General features: G+C 36.9%; 13 protein-coding genes. 3 read left to right on the top strand and 10 right to left on the bottom strand.

What is annotated here, in order from left to right:
* Positions 1-980: 980 nt before the first annotated feature.
* The 6 genes from RB215_RS10740 to RB215_RS10765 form a co-directional block, all read right to left on the bottom strand.
* Positions 981-1,904 (bottom strand): DMT family transporter, encoded by a 924-nt coding sequence (locus tag RB215_RS10740; protein WP_039485102.1) that lies wholly within the window; start codon positions 1,902-1,904, stop codon positions 981-983.
* Positions 1,905-2,005: 101 nt separating this feature from the next.
* Positions 2,006-2,713, bottom strand: coding sequence for an AraC family transcriptional regulator (locus RB215_RS10745; RefSeq protein WP_039485098.1), 708 nt, complete (start codon positions 2,711-2,713; stop codon positions 2,006-2,008).
* Positions 2,714-3,154: 441 nt separating this feature from the next.
* Positions 3,155-4,963: an ATP-dependent helicase gene (locus RB215_RS10750; RefSeq protein ID WP_309216352.1), complete on the bottom strand. Its 1,809-nt coding sequence runs from the start codon at positions 4,961-4,963 to the stop codon at positions 3,155-3,157.
* Positions 4,964-4,966: 3 nt separating this feature from the next.
* Positions 4,967-7,171: an AAA family ATPase gene (locus RB215_RS10755; protein ID WP_309216354.1), complete on the bottom strand. Its 2,205-nt coding sequence runs from the start codon at positions 7,169-7,171 to the stop codon at positions 4,967-4,969.
* A 540-nt stretch (positions 7,172-7,711) separates the two neighbouring features.
* A complete protein-coding gene (locus tag RB215_RS10760) occupies positions 7,712-8,041 on the bottom strand; it encodes a hypothetical protein (protein WP_197121746.1) in 330 nt (109 codons plus the stop codon).
* A gap of 76 nt (positions 8,042-8,117) precedes the next feature.
* On the bottom strand, positions 8,118-8,399 hold the full coding sequence (locus RB215_RS10765) for a helix-turn-helix domain-containing protein (protein ID WP_231619810.1): 282 nt from the start codon (positions 8,397-8,399) through the stop codon (positions 8,118-8,120).
* 95 nt (positions 8,400-8,494) lie between these two features.
* Between RB215_RS10765 and RB215_RS10770 the strand changes: the two genes are divergently transcribed.
* Positions 8,495-9,016 carry a hypothetical protein gene (locus RB215_RS10770; protein WP_197121747.1) on the top strand — a complete coding sequence of 174 codons (522 nt, stop codon included), beginning with the start codon at positions 8,495-8,497 and terminating at the stop codon, positions 9,014-9,016.
* Entirely contained in the window at positions 9,003-10,505 is a 1,503-nt protein-coding gene (locus RB215_RS10775) for a DEAD/DEAH box helicase family protein (RefSeq protein ID WP_309216355.1), read from the top strand. The genes RB215_RS10770 and RB215_RS10775 overlap by 14 nt, the downstream gene beginning before the upstream one ends.
* A 275-nt stretch (positions 10,506-10,780) precedes the next feature.
* Here RB215_RS10775 and RB215_RS10780 read toward each other — a convergent pair whose 3' ends face one another.
* Positions 10,781-11,125: a hypothetical protein gene (locus RB215_RS10780; RefSeq protein WP_309216356.1), complete on the bottom strand. Its 345-nt coding sequence runs from the start codon at positions 11,123-11,125 to the stop codon at positions 10,781-10,783.
* Between the two features lie 378 nt (positions 11,126-11,503).
* Here RB215_RS10780 and RB215_RS10785 point away from each other — a divergent pair, with 378 nt between their 5' ends.
* Entirely contained in the window at positions 11,504-12,127 is a 624-nt protein-coding gene (locus tag RB215_RS10785; RefSeq protein ID WP_004589486.1) for a tyrosine-type recombinase/integrase, read from the top strand.
* 248 nt (positions 12,128-12,375) lie between these two features.
* Here RB215_RS10785 and RB215_RS10790 read toward each other — a convergent pair whose 3' ends face one another.
* The 3 genes from RB215_RS10790 to RB215_RS10800 all read right to left on the bottom strand — a co-directional run bounded on the left by RB215_RS10790 (position 12,376) and on the right by RB215_RS10800 (position 18,126).
* Complete coding sequence (locus RB215_RS10790) at positions 12,376-15,576, bottom strand: efflux RND transporter permease subunit (RefSeq protein WP_150138351.1); 3,201 nt, start codon at positions 15,574-15,576, stop codon at positions 12,376-12,378.
* An 11-nt stretch (positions 15,577-15,587) separates the two neighbouring features.
* A complete protein-coding gene (locus RB215_RS10795) occupies positions 15,588-16,844 on the bottom strand; it encodes an efflux RND transporter periplasmic adaptor subunit (RefSeq protein ID WP_002962258.1) in 1,257 nt (418 codons plus the stop codon).
* 64 nt (positions 16,845-16,908) lie between these two features.
* Positions 16,909-18,126, bottom strand: a complete 1,218-nt coding sequence (locus tag RB215_RS10800) for a TolC family protein (protein ID WP_309216363.1) — start codon at positions 18,124-18,126, stop codon at positions 16,909-16,911.
* Between the last annotated feature and the right edge of the window lie 21 nt (positions 18,127-18,147).

Raw genomic sequence — 18,147 nt, forward strand, 5'->3', positions numbered from 1 at the left:
CTCTTTGCCAAAGTACGCCTGAGTATTTAAAGCGGACGATGGAAACACATTAAGCAGTGCAGCCAGCCTGCAAGCCGATGCTTGCGTTAGAATAAAACCTCATCACTTTCGCCTAAATTTACCAGCCCGAGAATGCCATTTTGTTGAGTATTTTACGCTTTCAAAGCGATGTTGCATGTTGTTATATCGAGTTCCGTCTGGCTCAATACTTTCATTTTTGAGCTGCTTTTAAAGCTACGTTCCAACTTTGGTCATTAGCTTTAAATTTAAGCGACAGAAGATGCTCTTTAGTCCATTTACCTGATTTTAGCATTTTCCATATGAACTGCTTATTTTCGAGTACTTTATTATCCATGCTCATTCTAGCTTCGGTTTCAAATCTAATGATAATTTAATATTAGTTCGCTCATCACATATACTCCTGCCAACGCCACGCTCACTTCTACATTAAATAGTTTTAGCAAATAACCCGAAGTATTACTATCTCTATGTTTTCTAAAACTTTTGAGTAGAGATAAATGGTGCAATATACGGGCGTACCCCGTCTACTTGAATATATGCACGAACGACACAGTTTGGAAATTAATTAACTCTTATATACAGCCAATCTCAATGATTGGTTTTCGCTCAAATAAGACCACGAAAAGTTGCTCATATAGCTATCTAAGTTAACGCTATAAAAAACAGAAGTATGTTTCCGATAACTACCTTTGAAACTCTAGAAACGGAAGTTTGCTTCTTAAACATAGCAACATAAGCTTAATAGCCGGAAGTTTATTTCCGTTTTGTACTTTAAGATTATAAGCCAGTGTCTAGTTAAAGCTGGAAGTCCAAACTCGTTTCTGCCCCAAAACGTGTTTAGACGAATGCCGCAAAAGAGCAAACTACGGACGTTGGCTGTTAAGGTTTTAGCGACAGCGGCTAGCCAATTGCGGACATTAGGCATTTGCAAATTCAAGAGAATATTTAGTGCTGTATAACTATATTTTTTGATGGCTAATCTTAATTTTTTTTTGAGGTTTGATTGTTTGTATCAATAGGCATAGTGATACTAAAGCTACGCCTATCCAACCAATTACTTTAAATTTTTCACCAATAATGACTATAGCTAAAACAGTTGCAACTAACGGTTCAATTAAGGTGATTAATGTCGCTTTACTTGCATCTATATAATTCAAGCCAAAACCAAATAATAAATATCCTAAAAACATTGGAATTATTGCCATATACAAAGATACGAAAGCATTAGTTGAGCTTGAAAATAAGTTATCACCCGTAAACCATAATGATGGAAGTAACAATAGTGCAGCACAACCGAATAGCCCAGACATGGACGATTTTGATTGAATGCCACTTTCAATTAAACGCCTTGCTGACCATGAATAACCTGCATAAGTTAAACCAGCAATACAACCTAAAAGAATCCCCAAACCTTGTTGATTAATACTGTAAGCATTATTGCTCTGGTCTTTACCTAAAGTTAACAGAGCAATACCTATAGCACCAATGACAAAGCTCAACATCCATTGCAATGAAATGTCCTTTTTACTAATAAGACGCTCAAGGATTGCGGCAAAAAAAGGTGCAGTGGCTATAGATACTACAGTACCAATGGCAACACCTGATAAACGCATTGAGGTATAGAATACTAATGGGTAAATAGCGACAGAAACGGCACCTAAAAGAAATACTACAGGCTGTTCGAGCATCAGCTTATAATCTATAAGTAGCTTTTTTCGAGCTGTGATTACAAGCAACACCCCTCCTATCCCCATAGAGAATGCACCAATAGCCAAAGAGCTTACATCTGGTGAGTAGCTTGCAGCAGTACCAGTTGTCCCCCACAAGAAACTAGCAACAATAATCGCCATAACACCTTTAAAACTTCCGTGATGATTTTCCATAATGAGACCTATTTATAATAACTTCAATACAGAAATAGTATGCTAATTATGTAGAGTGTTTTTAACAATTAAGACGCAATCGTTATCAATTCCGACTAAGTTTACTTTTTGAATTTAATTGGTGATAGACCAAAGTATTGTGAGAATTTTCTGCTAAAGGCTGAAGGTTCTTTATAACCTACTTTTTCACCAATAAATGGTAGCGGGTAATCTGTATGTGTAAGTAAGGCTTGGGCTTTTTCCATTCGAAGTTTTGTTACGTACTTCATCACGGTCATACCTGTTTGTTGTTTAAATAGTTTCTTAAACTGTGTCTCACTCAGGAAAGCAGATTCAGCTAAACATTTAATTTGAAGCTGCGCTGCAATATTTTTCTCTATGAAGGATATTGCTGCTCCAATGCGGTTATCTACTTTTGGTAATAAAGGTTGCTCTGCAAGCAATAGGCTGAACATTTCGAACATCGCCTGTTCTAATTGGGCATTAACTTTGTTTTCTAGTTGGTTTTCGATAAAAGTTAAGTAACTTCTAAGAGGTGAGTTAATTGCAAAAACAATACATTGTGAAGATGAAATATTTAGCGGAAGATTTTTCATATCTGCGACTACAAACCTAGCTTCAGTGTTTGCGGTGAACAAGTGCTCTTCGCTGGCTTTAACTACAACACATTCACTAGGAGCAACTTTACCATTAAAATCACCAACAGATATATTTATGACACCACGTAAAGGTAGAACCAACTGATTAAATTGATGTGAATGACGAACTGGCTTTGTGCTATAGGAACGGATGGATAATAGATTTTTCATAATAATAGAAAACGTATTGCCTTATTTCATCCTGAGATTAGGATTATACATCTTAGAGCAATGAATTCTAAAGTGAAGTATTAGTTTCTACTGGGGCTTTAAATTAAAGTCTCTATGGTGGCTTAGTTTACATACAGCCTTAAAAGGAAATCGACAAACGTTATGATAAAAACACCAGTGCTTTTATCTACTTAGGAAAGTCTGCTATCGTATCATTGCTGTTTTTTTGAATTAAGTGGCCAGTTTTCGCTATTGGCACAAAGCACGCCTTAGTTCTAAATCGTTTTTGTCCAAAAATGAGTTTGATCGACCGTCTGTTTCTCGCTCAAAGCAGCCCCTTGAGTATTTACGTTAACTCGTTTTGGGGCAAAAGCGAATTATATACATAACCAGTCTCTGGACAGAAACAATTTACAAAAATAGGAAAGCCTAATTTTAACTTTAGTTTAGTTGGCTTATAAAAGGTATGGGGTCGTCATATTCAAAAACATGTTCAGCCAAAATATTTGTTGGCCATTTAGGATAAAAATTTGTTCCTCGGCCTGTTTCAGATATCAAATGTAAATGCTTTCTGGCTCGTGAACCAATAACATATAGAAGCTTGTGAGCACTATGAGGATCTTTATCGTTAAAATGAGGAACGATACCTTGCAACAACCCATATGCTAGAACAACATCGAACTCTGCGCCTTTTATGCCGTGAATTGTTGATACAGTTATACCATTTCGTCTTTTGAATACGTTACGAAAATTATCTATTGAACCAGCGTATTCAACATTTTCTTTGGATATCTTCTCAATTCGCTTTTTTGCATTTTCAAAGAACGCATCATAATGCTCTTTAAGCCCTGCTATTGATTTGAAATCAACTTTTAACTCTTGAGAAATAAGTTCAAAAGCATCAGCCAAATGCTGTAGACCATCATCAATTTCGAGATGTAATGAATTAATAAAGCGTAAAAGTAGCTTTGGTTTTAAGTTAATTGTTGATACATCATAATTTTGAAGCATTTCTAATATTTCACTAGCCCATCTAATCCTTCTCGTATAAAGAGAAGGAGATGGTTCGGTAAGTATTAACTTTGATAATTTGTACCAAAAGTTTTCTTCATCTCTAAAAAATGGAGTTAGTCCAGGCCCATTAAAACTATATTCTGGGAGTTGTGAAGAAAGTGCTCTAGTTATACTGGCGATGTGAATCCACCAAGGTGCAATTATACAAACCTCACTTTCATCGATATTCTCTACCGATATGTGGTATTTAATTATCTCAGCCAAGTGACTTGCTAAATCCTGCTTACTTACATTATCAACATATGAAACTAATGTTGGGTAGTTGGAATGTTCGCCTGCTGCAACGATATCTGAATCAAAAACTTTGTAGTTTGAAAAGTGAGAAACAATTTTACTTGAGCTTCTATAGTTTTTGGTTAATCCGAGTAATTTAAATGTTTGGCCTGAAATTTGATTTAACTCCTCGATAGTTATTGCGTATCCACCCAATGAGCCAAAAATAGCCTGATTTGGGTCACCCACGATGAAGGCATTTAGCCGAGAGTTGCTTTTTTTAATAACTTCTCCAAATATTGAATACTGAATTTCGCGTGTATCTTGAAACTCGTCAATCAGTAGGAAGGAAAATAAGTTACTGAGCGTTTTAGAAATTGTCGAGTTACTAATAATTAATTGATGAGCAAAATACAATATTTGCTCGAAGTCTATCTGATTTCTAGATAATAAAATTTCGTGATAACTATTAATAATTGATCTTATTATTTCTCGCTTTTTGGGGTCGCATGAGTATGTTATGCCCTGTGTAGTGAAAAAATATTGGCAATCATAATACGTAATTTTTTGACGGCTATAAGGCTTACATAACTCATCTAGAAGTTGCTCTGAATCATATGAATCTATAACTCGGTAGCCGAACTCTAGTGAGGGGTGTTGTGCACCATATGGTTTGATAACCCACTCTAAGCAAAATGAATGAATTGTGCCAATCCACAGCTGGGAAATATCGACACCTAATAGCTCAATCCGCTCTTTAATTTCATCAGCAGCTCGGTTTGTATATGTAATGGCGACTATCCAAGTCTTAGTAGAGTTTAGTTCCGTTAACTCTTTTGCAATTTTGTATGTCAGTGTTCTCGTTTTGCCGCTGCCTGGGCAAGCAACCAAATAAACACTTCCATTCTCACGGATAGAGTTTGATTGTTCAGTATTTAGGTCTTCCTCTCCCCAGACAAACATAATTTAAATTGCCTGCAAAAAGTTATTGCTGTTTATTCTTATCGAATCTATAAATTTTTGTTTTAGATCTGAAACAGAGCCTCCATTCTCATTGAGGTGCAACCATTGCGCCTTAAACGAATTAACTCCAGCTTCGAGGGGAGTCAGGTAGTTATCCCAATCGGTATAATGTTGATTCCTCACTGGAATTGCATCAATTCTGGCTCTTTGTTCTAATATAAATTGTTGGATGTTATTGAAGCGATACCCAATAATTTTTAATATTTGCTCGTTTGTGAAAGCACCATGTGCAAAAGAAATGGCATTAATAATATAACTAGGTACATTGACATTGAAATCTATTTTAGAGCCTAGTGTAATAGCGAACCACCCTTTACCCTGGTTGTTAGCCATAGTTAAAGCTCTCTTACCGGAAATAGAGATGTCAAGGTTTGTCAATTCCGCTTTTGCTCTATCTATCATGTTCGGACAGGTATAAACCTCGTTAACTGCATTTACTAGGTAATTAGAGTTTAAGCATTTTAAGAAGTCTACTTCGAATGTATGATCAGCATAAAAAGTATTTATCCAATTATTTCCTTCACAAAACTCATCTAAGATAGCTTTTCTTAGTCTCCCTTTTTTAGCTGAACCAATGGCTTTAGACTTTGCTTTTGCAATAGAGTCGTTGTCTTCAGTGTTTGGAGTAGCATCAAAAAAAGTTTGGTCTAAATCAGTTATTATTCCACACCGCTTTCTAATTCGATTGCAATGAAACAGAAGTGCTATATTTTCGAAGCCAGTGCTTCTCATGTTGACCAGAGTAATCCCTAGTTCGTCTAACGATAACCCAATAGACTGTTTAACCAGAGTTGGAATTAAAATTTCTTCAGCGTCACCTTCAACTAGAATTACACTTTTTGCAAAGAGTAGGTTACTGCGAATAGCATCTAGGTACCTCTCAATAAAAGTCACTTCTTTAGGCTCTAGCCCTGTTGACGGTTGAAATGCTACACACCCCGATTCCGTCTTTGAAAGAATATTAGAATTTCTGATGTTACTTACTTCAGAAACGTGACTAGAGTGCGTTGAATATATAATCTGAGTATCAGTGTAACCTACTTTATCAAATAGTGTCTTTTGTATATGAGTATGAATATGGGCCTCAGGCTCTTCAACAAGTAAAAAGTTCGCAATAGATTCTTCAGGTTTTTGGTATTTAAACTCTAGAAGCTTTAAAGTTAAAAATATTAAATTAGCCCCTCCTAAACTCATTTCATGAATAGCACCTTCATGATCATCGCCAGATTCATCTACAAATAATTTTAATGACTTGAAGAGCTGTTCAGCTTCAGTTGAGAGCCCTGATTGAATAGATAGTGAGTAAGGGGAATAAGTATCTCCTAGTGTATCGTTTAGAGTGTCAGTTATGCCTTGCTTAATGTCTTTTACATCCGTTAATGATTCAATTGATTGATTCAATTTTTCTACAGCATTTACTATTGGATCAAACTCGTCAGAATTTATTTCTTCACTTTTAAGTTTTAACAAATTTAATAGTGGGTTTGTTCTATTTTGTTTAAAATCCGACACTACGTCACGTAATGCTTTTACAAAAGTAAAAGACACTTCATTTGGCATGGACAAAATGCTTGGCAATGAAGAACCAACTTCACTATTTGAAATTCGTGAAGGAAATATTGCTTGTTCGAAGTCGCCTACGATCTCTATATATTTTTGTTCGTTACAAAAATTGACTCCGCTTTTGCCAGTAAATACTGTTTCATAATCAGCTATTGAGATACTTTTTTGAATGCTTTGTAATGTGGCTACATCACCTGGGTTTATTTTTGAAAGTTGTTGTCTGATATGAGATTTGGGTCTGAAAATTAAGTTATATGTAGCCTTTTCAACAGTTCCTTCGTTAGCAACACCAGTTCCGTGAATAAACAATGCTTGGCTAACTTCATCCTGTCCAATATCACTAAATTCTAAACTTATGATGATCCAATGACCTTGCCAACCATACAATTTTCGACAAAAGTCCTCCTCATTCAAACGAGTTGCAGCACGAGGCAAGCTATTGTCTAACAAGAGCCTTATGGCTCTAAATATATTGGTTTTACCCGACCCGTTTTCACCGATGAGAGTATTAATCCCTTTGTTGAACATCAATGTAGCACTTTTAAAATTTCTATAATTTCTTAAGCTTAATTTCGAAATATGCATATGCACTCCATTGCTAATTATCTAAATAAGATACACCACTATATTCACTGTATCAGAAATAACTTTTTGATACAGTTTGTTCAATCATTTGATTAGGTAACAACTTAACTTAAGTTTCTAACGTGTTTTTGTCCAAAAACGAGCTTGAGTACCGTCTGTTTCTCGCTCTTTGCCGAAATTGAGCTCAGTGCCATGAGCACACGCTCACTAATGTGATACCCAAAGTGAAGAACAAAGGTTTTGACTTAATATATTTACTTGAAGTTTATGTATAAAAAATTATTTTTAATAGTAGGTATTCTGTTTAGTGCGTCAGTTATTTGAGTTGGGTTCAATACAGATTTTAGTCTATTTGTTTTACTTTTGAAGATAATGAGCTTTGCATAACGTCAGATATTTAAAACTTTAAGTAAGCACAGGTAAAAGCTAATAAATGAATACACTAAAAGCTAATAAATGAATGCACTAAAAGCTAATAAATGAATGCACTAAAAGCTAACGTTGATAATATGAATCTATTACAGGATCTTGTGTACTAACTCAGGCTTTGCCTGCATTTAAAATACCATTCAAAGCGATACGTTTAACCTTCGTTCCATCACTATATCCATTCGCTAATAAATCATCTAAAACTGCGCCGGTATAAAATGTGTAACCATTTTCCCCATCAATTGGCAGTTCATAGATTGAGCCTGATTTTTGAGGCCAAATCAAATATTTTCCGCATGGTGATAAATCAGGTAAAGCCTCAGAACCAGAGCTTACTCTCCAAATATCGTTCCCCTTCCAAGAACAAAAAATGGCATACCATGTCACATCATCAACTGATTGATATGTTAAAACTACCCACCCCTCTGGTTTGTATTTCATAGTTACTATATCTCTTTGTATATTTAAATTAAGTATTCACAGCGTATAAAATGAAAAGCTTTGATTAATGCTGCAATTACTTATTTTTGCTTAACTGTATGCCTACTTCTGATGGGTCGGGGAAAATATCTTCTAGTCCACAGTTTAGTATTTTAATTATTTGATAAATTCGCTCACAAGAAACAGGAACTCGGCCTTTTTCAATGCGGCTTAAGTAGCTTGCCTCGATACCGAGCTTATTAGCTAGCTGAGCTTGAGGTATTGAGCATTTTGTTCGCGCTAATTTTATATTCATACCAATCAGCGTTTGTATGGGCTGCATTGCTAATATCCATAGGCAAAGTGTAAATAATCCCATATTGCAGCCTGCCAACCCATGACATATAATGAAACTTATTTACATATATATCAATAAATAAACCTTTCTATCAATTAAATTTGTTTAAGTTGTCAATGAAGCTAGATCCCTTAATTAAAACCATTATATGCAAGCGTAATATTGATCGCTTTACTGTAGTAGAAATTAGAACTGCGTATGTTGCCCTGCATCAAGACCAAACACTTGACCCTGTAAAAATTAGAAAGCTTATTTACGCACAGCTTAATAAGCTTGTATGTAAAGGTTGGTTACATTCATCGACATCTTTAAACAGAAAGATAACGACATACACAAAAACACGTTATTTTGAGCCAAGTAAAATTATCCCAGCCCAATCCTCGATGCCAAATGTGAGTAACTTTAAAGCTGATTGCCAAAAGGAGCTAAGTGAATGCAATAACGCATTATTGCAGTGTATAGGCACTCTCGAAACTTATATAAATCTTTGGGATAAACATCCACAACATCAAACGCTATTTAAACGGCAATATTTAATTGCCCAAGAACGACAACAAAATTTAAAAGGCCGAATTGCCGCTTTGAATATACTTTTAGAAAATATAACTGAACAAGGCACTCTTAATGCGGTTACGTGATTGGCAACAAAAATGTATAAAAATAGCGCTAACAAAGTACAACAACAACAACAACAACAACAACACTGTTAAGCATTTTTTAACGTTAGCTACACCTGGGGCTGGAAAAACAGTAATGGCTTCGGTATTAGCAAAAAAATTATATGATAAAAAGCTTGTAGATATCATACTCTGCTTTTCTCCTTCATCTGTTGTTTCTGCTGATTTTGCGGATGAGTTATCTCTGCGATTTAATTCTCGATTTGATGGCTCTATAGGTGCGCTAGGTGATTCATACACATATCAAGCACTAAGCACATTAAATGCAAATGTTTGGCAGTTATTTGAACAATATAGAGTTTTTGTAATATTTGATGAAATACACCACTGTGCGGGTTCTTCAATTGAGGATGCAAACTCTTGGGGGAGCCCTATCCTCAATTTAATTAAAGAAAAAGCTGCATTTACACTCTCGCTGACTGGCACGCCTTGGCGTTCTGACTCTTTGCCAATAGCTCTATCAAATTACTGTAATGAGTCTGGCCAAATAAACTGTGATTATGTGTATGGGTTAAAAGAAGCTATATCAGATAAAGTATGCCGAGTGCCGCAAATAATTGCGTTAGATAATAATAAAATTACTTTAACAAACTCCGAAGAAACAACGACCTTTACTAATTTCTTTGAATTGCTTAAGGCAAAAGTTATTTCATACTCTGAGCTTGTTACTAACGAACTAGTTATTGAAAATTTGCTCCTTAGAGCTACAGCTAAACTAAAAGAGATTAGAAGTATTAACCCTAAAGCTGGAGGGTTAATTGTGGCTTCATCAATCTCACACGCTCATGTAATTAATACGATAATGCGTAGCAAGTTCAGCAGCAGCGCAATTATTGTTACTAGCAGCGAAAATGAGCCCGACAAAATCATAAAGCGATTTAGGCAAAGCGATAATGAGTGGCTGATTAGCGTTGGAATGGTAAGTGAAGGCACTAATATTCCTCGGTTACAAGTATGCTGTAACTTAACAAATTACCGTACGGAGCTTTATTTTAGGCAAATATTAGGACGCATTCTGCGTATTACTGATTCAGTTAACCAAGATGCATTTATGTTTATGCCAGCTGAGCCTAACTTAATTGATTTTGCATTACGTGTTGCAGAGAATGTTCCTGGTGAATTAGGCAAAGTTAAAATTTTTGATATTGAAATTGAGAATGAAAAAAGTATTGTGCTCGAACCGTTGGATAACTCACCTAAAGTGTTAGCAGAGGAAGGTGATTTGTTTGATATTAATTTAGATAGATTAATTAATAATGAAAAGACGACTGAAACAAACCTCAAAAATAATTCAAAAACACCTTTGGCTAAAGTTGCAAATAACCTAACCCTAGATGGTGATTTTAACCACCGGCCTATTAATCCTGTAGGATTGAGTGAATTATTGCTCTTTGATATTTCAGATGAAGCGCATGCTAAGTTAGAGCAATTGAATAGGATTATGATTTAGACACTAACTATAAAAAGAAGGTGGAAGACCTAAATTACTCTCAAAACCCTGCACCTGAGTATAAAAAATTCAATAATGTAATGAAGTTAAATCAGAAGTTACTACAGCTTAACTGTACTAACTTAACTGAATAAGTATTAACTTTATCCGTCAGATTTGATTGTTAGGGCTTAATCAAATCTGACTGTCGCATAAGTGCCATTTCCGGACGTTCGTAACGACTCGTTAAAAGCCAACTGTTTTTGTCCTTTTAAACGACTTCTTAGCAGTTGGCTCTACCTAGGTTCGCCTGACTTTATTAACGTGTGACGCTCATCTGTCCATGAGAACTCCGATAGAGCAAGAAAAACGGCATTGTACTTTTTTAATTTTTCAACAGATTCTAATGAAAAACAGCCTCCAACAACTATTAAAGTATCTTGGCTCGGCTCTCCAAACTTTTTTAATGCTTTTTCTGTAAGGTTACTTTTTATCACATCTTTTCTATTATGTGGAAAAGTAATCAAAGTACATTTTTCAGTAAACTGAGATTCACAAGCTGCCGCTAAGCTCTTGTACTCAGTTGGTACACGATCTTTAATAATATGTGCTTCAATGCTTCTAATTATGCGAAATTTCATATCGACTGCTAACGCCCGCATAAACTGCGGAACATGTTGGACGCTTTTTTGCATCATTTTCTTTTAAGCAAAAAATCGGACAATGTGGGGCATCAGATTTAATGCGCTTGTTAAACTTATAATCGGGTTTGCTCATCTTTCGCTGTTAGCTTCTCAGAATGCTTGATGATTTCTGTGGGAAGTCCAGTGGTGCAGTACAAAAGCCTAACAAACAGAAATCCACATACTTTGCCTAATTTGACAGTAACGTATTAGACCATCAGATCTAACACGTTTCTGTCCAACAACGAGTTTACCCGACCGTCCGCTTATAGCTCATACCCGAATTCTTTTGTAGCGAGCTAAGCTTAAAACTCCATAAACACCGGAGTACAACTAATGCACCAGTTAACTATATATCAGCCTAAAGAGCCTTGGAATAAAAATAAGCTTGTAGGACAAAAGTTACCTCTAAAATTACAGCAAATATGGGCTATCCGAATACGACTGGAACTTTTTCATAAAATAAGAGATCTAGCACTATTTAACCTAGCCATAGATAGCAAACTAAGAGGGTGTGATTTAGTTTCACTAAAAGTTAATGACATTGCACATGGTAAAGCAATCCAATCACGGGCAATAGTCGTTCAAAAAAAGACTGGTATGCCTGTTCAATTTGAAATTACTGGAAATACAAGGAAATCAATTGTGGCGCTCATAGAGCAATTTACTCTCAATTCTTATGATTACTTGTTTAAGTCACGAATTCATTCCTCTGAACACCTTTCAACCCGTCAATATGGACGTATAGTTGACTCTTGGGTCACCTCAATTGGGTTAGATAAGACTCAATATGGCACTCATTCAATGAGACGTACCAAACCATCACTAATTTACAAAAAAACTAAAAATTTAAGAGCCTGTCAGCTTCTACTTGGCCATAGAAAACTAGAGAGCACTGTCAGGTACTTGGGAATAGAAGTTGATGATGCGTTAGAAGTATCAGAACAGATCGATGCTTAAATTTGAACCTAAGCCAGACTCGAAGTTAGAGTCTGGCACGTGCCATAATCCGACCTTGAGACACATAGAGATTAAGACTGCAAAGATACGAAAGCGGAAGTTAGCTTTGGCCTGTTTAACGACAAATATTCCGACAAAGCAGTCATGACTATTAGTTTATTGTTAAATCTAATCTTTCTTTTCGTTCATCTACTCAATAACCCCACGCTAAACGTGACTTTAGCGTGGGGTTAGAGTTCACAGTAATTTTATCTGGATAGCTCTTTTATTTTTTTCTCTGAAAACCAGCGATATAAAACAGGTAAAACAAATAATGTTAACAGTGTTGCAGTTACCAAGCCGCCAACAATAACACTCGCTAATGGGCGCTGTATTTCTGCACCAACACCATTAGACATTAACATCGGTATCAAACCTAAAGCTGATGTTATAGCAGTCATAAGTACAGGTCTTAATCTTGAAGTAGCGCCTTCAAAAACGGCTTTAGATGCTTCTAGACCGTCTTTAATACGTTGGTTGATACTTTCTACCATAACGACCCCATTCAATACCGCTACACCAAATAAGGTAATAAAGCCAACGGAGCTTGGTACAGACAAGTATTGTCCAGATAAATATAAGGAGAAAACTCCGCCAATTACAGCAAGCGGCACGTTGACCAATATCAGCATAGCTTGACCAACAGAACCAAAGGCAAAGTAAAGTAGTAGTGCGATTAGTGCTAACGATAAAGGTACAACTATAGCTAACCTATTTTGAGCACGTTTTTGACTTTCGAACTGGCCGCCAATCGAAACAGAATAACCTGAAGGTAAGTCAACCTTTTCAGCAATTACCGTTCTGATATCGGCAACCACGCTTCCCATATCTCGATTTTGTACATTTGCTTGGATAACGACTCTTCGTTGTACATCATCGCGTCTAACTTGTGGTGGGCCTGACTCAAATGAGACTGAGGCTACGTCACCCAGTCGCACCCAAGCACCAGTAGGTGATTGAAGCCGAATATCAGCAATAGCTTCTTTGTTACTTCGGTACTCTTCCTCTATGCGAACGTAAATATCATAACGTTCATTACCATTGATTATTTGTCCGGCTGCAACACCACCAATACCATCACGCACAACCTCCATTATGTCACTCACAGACAATCCAAAGCGTGATAGTTCTTGCCTGTTAGGACTTATCACCAATTGCGCTTCACCAGCAATTTGCTCCAATGCAACATCCCTTGCACCTTCAATGTTTTTAATTGCTGTTTCTATTTCTTGACCTTTAGCCGCCAGTACCTCAAGTTCAGGCCCAAACAACTTTATCGCCAACTGAGCCTTAACACCAGATAGTAGCTCATCGACACGAGTCGCAATAGGTTGAGAAAAGTTGAGTAGCAACCCAGGGAATTCTTCTAAAGATCTCTCCATTTTTCCTTGAAGTTCATATCGATTAGATGCACTGGTCCACTCAGAAACAGGCTTCAACCCTATGTAAATTTCGATGTTATTCACAGGCTCTGGGTCTCCACCTATTTCTGCTCGACCAATTCGGCTTAATGCATAGGTTACTTCAGGGAAAGCCATTAGTTTTTCTTCTAGAATTGGTGCCACAGTGAGCGCGGTATCTAAACTGGAAGAAGGTGCAAGCGTTGCTCTTAAGTTTATCGTCCCTTCTTCTAACTCAGGTACAAATTCAGTACCAATTAATGGAACTAATGCAAAGGCAGAGAAAACTAATATAAGTGCGGCTGAAATGACTAATTTGGTGCGTTTTAGTGCGAATGTAAGCCCTTTTCTGTAGAGTTTGTCTAATGGCCTAAGAACAAAGCTTTCCCTCTCTTTTACACCTGACTTAAATAAATAAGTAGCTAAAGCGGGTACAACAAACAACGCAACCACAATAGCAGATATAACAGCTAAAATGATGCTTATTGCCATAGGTTGAAATAACTTTGCCTCAACACCTTCAAAGCTAAATAAAGGCGTAAATACGACTAAAATAATAGAAGCTGCAAAAAATACGGGACGAGCCACTTCTTTACCCGCATTTTGAAGACGTAACTTAATACCATGCTCATCTTGTTCTACATCATGTGGATCAGTATCAGCACTAGGCACTCTTTCTTTTACAGTTTTTAAATGGGTAGAGTCTGGTCTATTTAAATGCTTAAACATGTTTTCAACCATCACGACTGAACCATCAACTAGCATACCAATGGCTACGGCAATGCCACCCAATGACATAAGGTTTGCAGAAATGCCCCACCAAGCCATGATCATTAACGCGATACCAATTGAAATTGGAATAGATATTAGGACAAGGAAGGTTGCACGTATATTCATTAAAAATAGTGCTAATACAATACAGATGAAAATAAATGCTAGTAATAGTGCATCAACTACTGTATCAACGGCTTTTTCAATCAAATCAGCCTGATCATAAAATGGTTCAAAGCGAACACCTTTAGGCAATGCTTGATTAATCAATGGGATTCTTGCATTGATACCATCAATGGTGGCTTTAGTATTAGACCCCATGCGTTTTAAGACAATGCCAGAGACAACTTCACCTAAATTTTCGACTTTACCGTCTTCGGTTTTGCGCGTCATTGTGACAGCACCTTGACGAATTTCACTGCCCATTTCAACTTTAGCAATATCCGAAACCGTCACAACTGTCCCATCAACTGTTTTGACGGGAACTTGTTTGATATTACTAATACCAGCGTCACCACTTTCAAACCAACCTGCACCTCTAATAACAAGCTGCTCTTGCCCACGGTTCATATACCATCCGCCAACATTGGCATTGTTGTTATCTAGGGCACCAACAACGTCTTCTTGCGTTAGGTTATAAGAAAGAAGCTTAGATGGATCTACATTTACTTGGTACTGCCTAACAATACCTCCAAAGGAGAGTACATCAGTAACACCATCGACAGGCATAACGAGTAATTTTACTACCCAATCATTGAGACTCCTGAGTGCCATAGCATCATAGCCTGCATCTTTATCTGAAATAAGAAGGTACTGAAATACTTGGCCTAGCCCTGAGGTGTTTGGCCCCATTTCGGGTGTGCCGACACCTTCTGGTATCAGTTCTTTTGCGGCTTGAAGACGCTCAAATACAAGTTGTCTTGCAAAGTAAATGTCGGTGCCTTCTTTGAAAACAACCGTGACGCCAGACAAGCCTGTTTTAGAAATTGAGCGCACTTGTTCTACATCAGGTAAGGCATACATGACCGCTTCAATGGGGTACGTAATGAGTTGTTCAACTTCTTCAGCAGCTAGTCCTGGCGCTTCAGTATTTACAGCAACTTGAACATTAGTAACATCAGGAAAGGCATCTAAATTTAGTTTTGGTATAACCATAATTGCGCCGACAATTGTGGCAAACAGCGCAATCAAAATCAGGAGTCTATTATTAACAGACCAATCTATTATTTTATTAAACATAGTCTTGCTCCTTAGTGGTTATGCGGATCAAATCCGCCTTTAGCGATTTCAGAAGCAACAAAAAATGCGCCTTTGGTTACAATTCGCGTCCCACTATCAAGGCCAATGATTTCCCTAAAATCACCTAAGGCTCGGCCTAGTTCTACTTCTACAGCTTTAAATTCTCCAGGGTGGTCTTCGACAAATACGGTCCAATCACCATCTGCGCTGCGGATCAATGCTTCTTCTGGCACAGCCATCACTTTCTGCTTTGTGGCAAACTGAAAGTAAACTTTTACAAACATACCTGAATGAAGGTTATCATCAGCATTCTGTACCCCCAATCTAATAATTCTTGTACGAGTTACGGGATCAATTGTATGGGCTTCTTGGATAACTTTGGCATTGTAACTCTGGCCTTCTAATTTAAGTACCGCAGGAGAATCAATTGATAAATTTAGCTTTTTATTTGGAGAAACTTTTGCTTCAACCCATAGTTGTTTTTCATCAGCTAACAACATGACTGAATCCCCAGCATCAACACGTTGCCCTTGGATAAAGTCGTCTTGAAGCACGACACCTTCACGGTGCGCCGTTAATGCATATTGTCCAAATGCTTTAATGTCTTTGTTAGAAATACCATTTATTGCTTTTTCAGTTAACCCTAAAGCAATGAGCTTGCCATAGCTCGCATTGTATGTTGTTTCAGCTTGTAATAATCGACTTTCACTCACCGTCTTATTACCCAGCTTTTTTACACGTTGCCATTCGGTTGAAGCGATTAAATAGTCAGCTTGTGCTTGTGCCATTGCTTCACTAAATAATGTAACTAACTTCTGACCTATTTCTACATACTCGCCAAGCGCTGCATGGCGACTGATAATGACTGACTCTGTACGTGGTGATACCACATAACTTTTATAGCCATTAGCTTTTATTTCGCCAGGTGCATATACGGAGCTAAATTGATATTCAGGCTTAACACTTTCCACTTTAATGTTAGCAAGCGACATCTTCTTTGGATCAATAGTGATACCTTCTTCATGTCCTTCTTCTCCCTCTTTATTACCACCTTCATGGCCGTGCTCGTCATGGTCACCTTTATCTTCTTCATGTCCCTTTTCGTGTTCATGCTCATCTTGATGTTCTTTTTCTTCTTGTTTCGAAACGTTTGTGACAGAACCAGTTCCATCTGACGACTGTGCAAAAGCATCATGATTTGTAGTAAACCCAACTAACAGGCAGCTAATTACTACGGCTAAAAATTTTTTACTAATTACTGTATTCATTTTTGTAACCTATATTTTTAATAAATTTAAGATTTCGTTTTTCGCTACTGAAAAAACAAAGCGCTCAAATCTCAAATTTGGATAACTGACCCATACTTAAAATGAAGGATATTTCTGCAAGCTTGAATTGATTTTCCAAACGTATTCCTGCATGAAGCCCTTCCGCACGTTGATTTAATGCAAGTAAGTAGTCAGAAGTATTAATGTCACCAGCTTCCCAGCGCTTATTTAATAAGTTTTCGCTGCTATCTAATCTGCCTTTTGTCAGTTTTTGCCATTGCTCATAATATTTTTTACTGACAATAAGCGATTCATAATTAGCTTTTGCTTCAAATGACTGCTTTCGATAAACCGACCGAAAGTTAGCCTCTGCTGCAATTGCTTCTGAATAAGCGGCTTTAACAGTATCTGAATAGTTATTTCTGATATTTAAAGGCATTGAGAAAGTCACGCCAATCAAGTCTTCATCTCCACTTTTCCCTGCGTTAACTCCAATGGTTGGATTGGCTTTAGATTCCATAGTGGTTAGTTGAGCTTTAGATTGTTTTATCTTCCATTGCGCTCTAGCGAGTTTAACTTTTGGATGTTCCTCAACCCACTGAGAGTTAAATGAATAGTTTGTTGCTCCAAAAGTAAATGAAAACAAATTGGTAGTATTAGGCGTCCAATCAGGCAATAACTCCTGAACATTTACCTCTGCATTTTTCAAAGCAATTTGCGACTCAGATATTTCACTGAAAACTTGGGACAAGTTTAAATAAACCAGTTCAGCGTCAAGTGGCTCTAAAAGTCCTGCTTTTCGCTTATCTTCAATAATTCCAACGAGCGTTTGTAATTGATTTTCTCTTACTGAAAGTAACTGAGCCACCTTTTTTGCTGCTTGCCAATTAACTATTGCAGTTAAAGCGTTAGCCTTTTTAGAATCGAGTAGAGATAACAATTGTTGCTGGTTTGCATAAACACCAATTTCACCAATGCTTTTATTTGCTGATTGCTTATCCCAAAAATCAATCGTTTGACTGATACCAATAGAATAATTATCAAAATCACCTTCTTTTTCATAGCTTGCTTCAAGCTCTGGGTTATATACGGCTTGAGTTAAGCTTTTGGCTCTATGATTACTTGCATTAAGTAACTCTTTAGCCGCAACAACTTCGGGATCTTTATTTATTTGACTATCTAGCCATGAAATACTTTTCTGTTTGCCATAAGTGGCAACTGAAAAACTCACAGCCATGCATAAAGACAGGGTTAAACCTGCATTTTTTAAAAATATATACATAAAACTTCTTAATTTTTTAAT

Source organism: Pseudoalteromonas sp. HL-AS2, assembly GCF_031198805.1.
GTDB lineage: Bacteria > Pseudomonadota > Gammaproteobacteria > Enterobacterales > Alteromonadaceae > Pseudoalteromonas > Pseudoalteromonas nigrifaciens.